Origin of the sequence: [Actinomadura] parvosata subsp. kistnae (assembly GCF_900323885.1) — a bacterium.
Lineage (GTDB): Bacteria > Actinomycetota > Actinomycetes > Streptosporangiales > Streptosporangiaceae > Nonomuraea > Nonomuraea composti.
Genome location: NZ_OOHJ01000007.1, coordinates 1 through 4,376 on the forward strand (window position 1 = coordinate 1; position 4,376 = coordinate 4,376).

Below are 4,376 nucleotides of genomic sequence, written 5' to 3' on the forward strand. Positions count from 1 at the left end.
TTGTCTTGCCGTCGCGGGCGCGGCGGTGCTGCTGCTGTCCGGATGCGGCGCCCAGGAGGAGCCCGAGCAGGCCGCCGCCGGCCCCGTCACGATCGACTACTGGCTCTGGGACACCGCCCAGCAGCCCCAGTACCAGGCGTGCGCCGACGCCTTCCACAAGGCGAATCCCCAATACACCGTCAAGATCACCAGTACGGCTGGGACGACTACTGGAACACGCTGACCACCGCCTTCGTCTCCGGCACCGCCCCCGACGTGTTCGTCGGCCACCTGTCCCGCTACCCCGAGCTGGCCGCCCAGGGCCAGATCCTCCCCCTGGACGAATACGTCACCAAGGACAAGGTGGACCTGTCGATCTACCAGGACGGCCTGGCCGACCTGTGGTCGCCAAGGACGGCAAACGGTACGGGCTGCCCAAGGACTTCGACACCGTGGCCGTCATCTACAACACCGACCTGCTCAAGAAGGCCGGCATCAAGCCGGAGGAGATGGCCGAGCTGAGCTGGAACCCGCAGGACGGCGGCACGTACGAGAAGGTCATCGCCCGCCTCACCGTCGACAAGAACGGCAAGCGCGGCGACGAGCCCGGCTTCGACAAGAAGAACGTCGCCACCTACGGCCTCGGCCTGAACGGCAGCGGCGCCGGCTTCGGCCAGACCGAGTGGAGCATGTACGCGATGAGCAACGGGTGGCAGTACGGCGACAAGAACCCGTGGCCCACGACGTTCAACTACGCCGACCCCAAGTTCAAGGAGACCATCAAGTGGTTCACCTCGCTCATCGACAAGGGGTACATGCCGACCATGGACATCGTCAGCTCCGGAGTCGGGCAGATCGACGCGTACGGGGCGGGCAAGTACGCGATGGTCACCGAGGGAAGCTGGAACACCAAGACGTACTGGAACCTGAAGGGCGTCAAGTCCGCCCTCGCCCCCACCCCGATCGGGCCGACCGGTAAGCGGGCCAGCCTCTTCAACGGCCTGGCCGACAACATCTCCGCCACCAGCGACAACCCGGACGCGGCGTGGGCGTGGGTGAAGTTCCTCGGCTCACCCGCCTGCCAGGAGGACATCGTCGCCAAGGAGGCCATCGTGTTCCCCGCGATCAAGACGGCGACGGTGAAGGCCGAGCAGGCGTTCAAGGACGCGGGCATCGACGTCAAGCCGTTCACCATGCACGTCGAGCAGGGCACGACGCACCTGGCCCCGATCGCCGAGCACTGGGCGGACATCACGGCGACGATGACGGAGACGATGGACGCCATCTTCTCCTTCAAAGCCGACGTGAACTCGCTCGACCAGGCGAACGCCACCGTCAACGGGCTCTTCGGGTAAATCCTTATTCCTTACGGCACAGCCCACGTCACCCCACCCCCCGCACGTGGCGGGCCTCCATCCAGGGCAACGCTCCTCCGGCTCCCCGGCTGACCGCCGTGACGTGCGCGAAGTGGGCCATCCGCGTGGTTCACGGTGAACCGGTCACGGAAACCGGAAGGCCGGGTGCCGCCCCGTCGGTGGGGCGGCGCCCGGCCTTCTCGCGCTTGCGCGTCAGCGGCTCAGGAGGTGTGCAGGTACACCTGGCCGAACACCTCCGACAGGTTCTTCAGGTCCGTGGCCAGGTCCACCTCGGGGTGGGCCGGGTCGTACACGGTGGCCAGGCGCGGCTTGATCGTGCCGAGCTTCTTGAGCTGCTCCCACGTGGTGTTGGCGGCCCACTTCTCGCCGTACACGCGGCTGACCTGCCCCTGGTCGTTCTGCCAGCGCGTCCACAGGGTGACGGTCTCGGCGGCGTCCTGGCGCAGCGGCGCGGCGATGCGCTCGGCGATGGCCTTGGTGACCTGCTCCTCGGTCAGCGCGGAGGAGCCGGCAGCGGCGAAGGAGGCGTCCTCGGCGGCGATCTGCGCGTAGGCGTCCCAGGCGCGGGCCTGGACCTGCGCCCACTGGTTGCGCTGGGCCGTGGCGGCGTCGATCTTCCAGGTGGCGTACTCGGTGGCGAGGTGGCCGCTGTCGAGGGCGAGCTGGTCGATGTAGCCCTTGCTCAGCCAGAGCGCTCGCCACGGTCTGCAGCTCGCCGTGTCGTCCGCGCAGCGCCGCACCCCTTCTTGCCGCAGCTCGCGCCGCTCGACACGTCGCTCGTCGTCCGCGCCGCAGCCGACGCCACCCGCGCACCACCGCGCTGCGCGGCCATCGCTGTCTGCCGCGGCAAGACAGCGTGGCGCGCGCACGACGGTGGTCGCCGGCTGCTCGCGCTGCGAGACGACGTGTCGACACGAGCTGCACGGCCGAGCTGACCAAGAAGTACCCGCTGCTCGACCCGAGCGCATCGGCGCCTGGCTGAGCAAGGGCTACATCGACCAGCTCGCCCTCGACAGCGGCCACCTCGCCACCGAGTACGCCACCTGGAAGATCGACGCCGCCACGGCCCAGCGCAACCAGTGGGCGCAGGTCCAGGCCCGCGCCTGGGACGCCTACGCGCAGATCGCCGCCGAGGACGCCTCCTTCGCCGCTGCCGGCTCCTCCGCGCTGACCGAGGAGCAGGTCACCAAGGCCATCGCCGAGCGCATCGCCGCGCCGCTGCGCCAGGACGCCGCCGAGACCGTCACCCTGTGGACGCGCTGGCAGAACGACCAGGGGCAGGTCAGCCGCGTGTACGGCGAGAAGTGGGCCGCCAACACCACGTGGGAGCAGCTCAAGAAGCTCGGCACGATCAAGCCGCGCCTGGCCACCGTGTACGACCCGGCCCACCCCGAGGTGGACCTGGCCACGGACCTGAAGAACCTGTCGGAGGTGTTCGGCCAGGTGTACCTGCACACCTCCTGAGCCGCTGACGCGCAAGCGCGAGAAGGCCGGGCGCCGCCCCACCGACGGGGCGGCACCCGGCCTTCCGGTTTCCGTGACCGGTTCACCGTGAACCACGCGGATGGCCCACTTCGCGCACGTCACGGCGGTCAGCCGGGGAGCCGGAGGAGCGTTGCCCTGGATGGAGGCCCGCCACGTGCGGGGGGTGGGGTGACGTGGGCTGTGCCGTAAGGAATAAGGATTTACCCGAAGAGCCCGTTGACGGTGGCGTTCGCCTGGTCGAGCGAGTTCACGTCGGCTTTGAAGGAGAAGATGGCGTCCATCGTCTCCGTCATCGTCGCCGTGATGTCCGCCCAGTGCTCGGCGATCGGGGCCAGGTGCGTCGTGCCCTGCTCGACGTGCATGGTGAACGGCTTGACGTCGATGCCCGCGTCCTTGAACGCCTGCTCGGCCTTCACCGTCGCCGTCTTGATCGCGGGGAACACGATGGCCTCCTTGGCGACGATGTCCTCCTGGCAGGCGGGTGAGCCGAGGAACTTCACCCACGCCCACGCCGCGTCCGGGTTGTCGCTGGTGGCGGAGATGTTGTCGGCCAGGCCGTTGAAGAGGCTGGCCCGCTTACCGGTCGGCCCGATCGGGGTGGGGGCGAGGGCGGACTTGACGCCCTTCAGGTTCCAGTACGTCTTGGTGTTCCAGCTTCCCTCGGTGACCATCGCGTACTTGCCCGCCCCGTACGCGTCGATCTGCCCGACTCCGGAGCTGACGATGTCCATGGTCGGCATGTACCCCTTGTCGATGAGCGAGGTGAACCACTTGATGGTCTCCTTGAACTTGGGGTCGGCGTAGTTGAACGTCGTGGGCCACGGGTTCTTGTCGCCGTACTGCCACCCGTTGCTCATCGCGTACATGCTCCACTCGGTCTGGCCGAAGCCGGCGCCGCTGCCGTTCAGGCCGAGGCCGTAGGTGGCGACGTTCTTCTTGTCGAAGCCGGGCTCGTCGCCGCGCTTGCCGTTCTTGTCGACGGTGAGGCGGGCGATGACCTTCTCGTACGTGCCGCCGTCCTGCGGGTTCCAGCTCAGCTCGGCCATCTCCTCCGGCTTGATGCCGGCCTTCTTGAGCAGGTCGGTGTTGTAGATGACGGCCACGGTGTCGAAGTCCTTGGGCAGCCCGTACCGTTTGCCGTCCTTGGCGACCCACAGGTCGGCCAGGCCGTCCTGGTAGATCGACAGGTCCACCTTGTCCTTGGTGACGTATTCGTCCAGGGGGAGGATCTGGCCCTGGGCGGCCAGCTCGGGGTAGCGGGACAGGTGGCCGACGAACACGTCGGGGGCGGTGCCGGAGACGAAGGCGGTGGTCAGCGTGTTCCAGTAGTCGTCCCAGCCGTACTGGGTGATCTTGACGGTGTATTGGGGATTCGCCTTGTGGAAGGCGTCGGCGCACGCCTGGTACTGGGCTGCTGGGCGGTGTCCCAGAGCCAGTAGTCGATCGTGACGGGGCCGGCGGCGGCCTGCTCGGGCTCCTCCTGGGCGCCGCATCCGGACAGCAGCAGCACCGCCGCGCCCGCGACGGCAAGACAAC

At 68.3% G+C, this 4,376-nt stretch carries 4 protein-coding genes and 2 pseudogenes; 4 read left to right on the forward strand and 2 right to left on the reverse strand.

The genetic code is table 11. The features are described 5' to 3' along the window. The 3 genes and pseudogenes from KIS93_RS63195 to KIS93_RS08245 form a co-directional block, all read left to right on the forward strand. Window positions 1-223 (forward strand): annotated as a pseudogene (locus tag KIS93_RS63195) (hypothetical protein); the annotation flags it as partial. Beyond that, window positions 139-315, forward strand: a pseudogene (locus KIS93_RS68910) (hypothetical protein); the annotation flags it as partial. The pseudogenes KIS93_RS63195 and KIS93_RS68910, both read left to right, overlap by 85 nt. A gap of 65 nt (window positions 316-380) precedes the next feature. Continuing rightward, window positions 381-1,334: an extracellular solute-binding protein gene (locus KIS93_RS08245; RefSeq protein WP_281261958.1), complete on the forward strand. Its 954-nt coding sequence runs from the start codon at window positions 381-383 to the stop codon at window positions 1,332-1,334. Between the two features lie 221 nt (window positions 1,335-1,555). On the opposite strand, the gene KIS93_RS08250 is transcribed toward KIS93_RS08245, so the two are convergent. Further along, window positions 1,556-2,095: a hypothetical protein gene (locus tag KIS93_RS08250; RefSeq protein WP_186404015.1), complete on the reverse strand. Its 540-nt coding sequence runs from the start codon at window positions 2,093-2,095 to the stop codon at window positions 1,556-1,558. Window positions 2,096-2,228: 133 nt separating this feature from the next. Between KIS93_RS08250 and KIS93_RS08255 the strand changes: the two genes are divergently transcribed. Further along, window positions 2,229-2,819, forward strand: coding sequence for a hypothetical protein (locus tag KIS93_RS08255; RefSeq protein ID WP_186404016.1), 591 nt, complete (start codon window positions 2,229-2,231; stop codon window positions 2,817-2,819). 221 nt (window positions 2,820-3,040) lie between these two features. On the opposite strand, the gene KIS93_RS08260 is transcribed toward KIS93_RS08255, so the two are convergent. Further along, window positions 3,041-4,376, reverse strand: a 1,336-nt coding sequence (locus KIS93_RS08260; RefSeq protein ID WP_222107346.1) for an ABC transporter substrate-binding protein, incomplete at its 5' end; no start/stop codon positions are given.